2 protein-coding genes are annotated in these 1,334 nt (G+C 35.3%); both read right to left on the bottom strand.

Annotated features, from left to right (window positions below; all coding sequences use genetic code 11):
• Positions 1–147 precede the first annotated feature (147 nt).
• On the bottom strand, positions 148–903 hold the full coding sequence (locus tag DNK84_RS12770) for a CDP-alcohol phosphatidyltransferase family protein (RefSeq protein ID WP_119344865.1): 756 nt from the start codon (positions 901–903) through the stop codon (positions 148–150).
• 73 nt (positions 904–976) lie between these two features.
• Complete coding sequence (locus tag DNK84_RS12765) at positions 977–1,186, bottom strand: hypothetical protein (RefSeq protein ID WP_119344864.1); 210 nt, start codon at positions 1,184–1,186, stop codon at positions 977–979.
• Positions 1,187–1,334 lie beyond the last annotated feature (148 nt).

The raw sequence follows: 1,334 nt of genomic DNA, 5'->3' as shown, positions 1-1,334 counted from the left end.
GGAAACCAAAAACCCTTATAAAATAAGGCCTGAGCAAAAATATCTTTCTTCAAACCTGTGGATAACTTTGAAAAGTGTCAAAGTCGGGATAAAATAGCGATGCCAGTTGCTTATATTATTGATTGTAATATATTTATGGTAAAAAGGTTATTTAAGTGGATAAAGCGTACGGTACGCGCTAAAGACAAAATATACCACGATGTAGCTTATAATCACCCAGGCAAGCAAAGTGTTGGTATGTGGCCACATGAAACTTGATAGAATCGTTGCAGCACCCCAGATGAGTGTATAAATAAACATAATGGATAATATCAGTTTATGACGGCTAAGATAGCTCATTCGAGAAGGATAAATATATTTAATTGGCACAAAGGTTAAGATAGTAAGAATGATAATAAGAATAAAATTTGTGATTGCTGAAAAATGGAAATAAATCAAATAATAAATGGCCAAATTCCAATAGCTTGGAAACCCTTTAAAGAAATGATCTTTTGTCTTTGCATCCAGTTGGCAAAACTGATAACAAGAAGCCAGTACAATCAAGCTTAAGCTTACGACTTTTAGGCCGTGTGGTACGACATCAGTAATATAGACCCACAGTGCAGGAATAACGGCATAGGTAACAAAATCAATAATATTGTCAAGAAGACTGCCATCAAGTGGTGCAAGCTTTTTAATATTGACTCTGCGCGCTAATGTGCCATCAACTGCATCGATCACAACAGCAATAACAACATAAATAAAGGATAGTCGCATATAGAAAAAATACCCGCTTGGGTCGGCCTGGATTTTGGCAGCATAAGCCTGTGTTGTTGCCGCAAGCGATAAAACAGCAAATACAGCGCCGCTGGCTGTAAATAGATGGACAAACCAGGCGTAAGCTTTTTTAAATGTAATCGTCATATCAAAGGGTATTATGTCGTGTTGTGTTTAGATGATAAGTAGAGTAGCATAAAATTAATTTACGAAGAAAGCTTTAATAGGTCCTTTTTATGATATATTGTGCAATTTCCCATAGGTGCTTTGTATGTGTTGATGATATTAAATCCAGGTTTGACTTTGCCTGTTGCATTAGCTGATTTAATGTTTGCATAGCACCATCAAGCCCTAGTAATGCAGGATAAGTTGCTCCCGACTTTTCTTCTTTTTTCTTTGCTTCCCTTATTTTATTATTCTTCCTTCTCATCCCATGTCACTACTTTTATTTTTCCTCATTTTCTACTGGTGTGCTTTCTTTTCTCCTTCCCTTCGTTTTTTTACTCTTTTCTTCTTTCCCTTCATTATCTTTTTTTTTTCCTTTTTTCTTTTCTTTTTTTCTTTGCTTTTTTTTTCTT

The organism is Facilibium subflavum (assembly GCF_003574485.1).
In the GTDB taxonomy this organism is placed as follows: domain Bacteria; phylum Pseudomonadota; class Gammaproteobacteria; order Francisellales; family Francisellaceae; genus Facilibium; species Facilibium subflavum.
The sequence above is the reverse complement of the archived record's forward strand: the minus strand, read 5'-3'. Positions and strand labels throughout refer to the sequence as shown.